Here is a 1,333-nt window from a genome sequence, read left to right as displayed (position 1 = left end):
GGGAGTATCCGAAACTCTGTGTATCTGACCGGGCCCATGCGGTTTTCAGATACGGTCAGGCGTCGAAACGCCCTGCGAACATTATGGCCAGCTGATTGCGGGCCGCAACCCATTCCCGGACGGCGCGGCCGCCCTTCTCGAAGTTGCGGATGGCCAGGAAGATCAGCTTCGTGGCAGCCTCCTCGGTCGGGAATGAGCCCTTGGTTTTCAGCGTTTTCCTCAGCACCCTGTTCAGTGATTCCACGGCGTTGGTGGTGTAGATGATCTTCCGGATCGCGGCACTGAATGCATAGAACGGCGTGACCTCGGCCCATGCCCGGCGCCAGGCCGGGGCGATGGACGGGTATTTCCCGCCCCATTTATCTTCGAAGGCGTCCAGTTGGCGGGCGGCCTCCTCGGCGGTCGGGGCCTCGTAAATCGGGCGCAGGTCGGCGGCCACGGCCTTGCGGTCCTTCCAACTGCAGAAATTCATCGAATGCCGGATCAGGTGAACGATGCAGGTCTGGACCGTCGTCTCGGGAAAGGCTGCGGTGATGGCCTCGGGAAAACCCTTCAGCCCGTCGACGACAGCGATCAGGATGTCCTGGACCCCGCGGTTGCGCAGCTCATTCATCACCGACAGCCAGAACTTGGCGCCCTCATTGTCGGCGATCCAGAGCCCCAGAACCTCGCGATCCCCGTCCCGGGTAACGCCCAAGGCGATGTAAACGGCCTTGTTTTTGACCATCCGGCTGTCAGCGTCGCGGATCTTCACCCGCAGGGCGTCGAAAATCACAATGGGAGACATCCGGTCCAGCGCCCGGTGTTGCCATTCCCGGACCTCGTCCAGCACGGCATCGGTGACGCGGCTGATCAGATCAGGCGAAACACGTAAACCATAGAGGTCCTCCAGATGCGCCTGGATGTCGCGCACCGACAGCCCGGCGGCATAGAGCCCGATGATCTTGTCGTCGACCCCGTCGATCCGGGTCTGGCCCTTCTTCACCAGCTCCGGTTCGAAGCTGCCGGCCCGGTCTCGGGGCACCGAAAGCGGCACCTCGCCGTCCGAGCCCTTCACCCGCTTCGTCGCAACCCCGTTCCGGCGGTTCGCCTGTTCGGCTGGCGGCTCAGCACCGGCCTCATAGCCCAGATGTGCTGTCAGTTCGGCGCCGAGCATCCGCTCCATCAGCCGGACCTTCAGTTCCTTCATCAGACCGGCATCGCCAAGCAGATCCTCAGGCCGCTTGCAGCCCTTCAGCAGTTCGTCCAGCAGTTCGTTCGAAATCGTCATCGTCCTTGCTCCTCTCAGGAAGCATGGACCAGATCACCGATACACAGAAGATCGGACACTCTC

The 1,333-nt window shown here is 62.3% G+C and carries 1 protein-coding gene; it reads right to left on the bottom strand.

The features are described from left to right. Positions 1-55 precede the first annotated feature (55 nt). Positions 56-1,270 (bottom strand): IS256 family transposase, encoded by a 1,215-nt coding sequence (locus ACFOMH_RS20560; protein ID WP_377746800.1) that lies wholly within the window; start codon positions 1,268-1,270, stop codon positions 56-58. Positions 1,271-1,333 lie beyond the last annotated feature (63 nt).

The organism is Paracoccus mangrovi (genome assembly GCF_042648425.1).
Classification (GTDB): domain Bacteria; phylum Pseudomonadota; class Alphaproteobacteria; order Rhodobacterales; family Rhodobacteraceae; genus Paracoccus; species Paracoccus mangrovi.
Note: the sequence above shows the minus strand (reverse complement) of the source record. Positions and strands in the feature narration are given on the sequence as shown.

Bases quoted from the DNA above. Each gene is read 5' to 3' on its own strand.
- ACFOMH_RS20560 (WP_377746800.1), bottom strand. From the start codon at position 1,270: ATGACGATTTCGAACGAACTGCTGGACGAACTGCTGAAGGGCTGCAAG.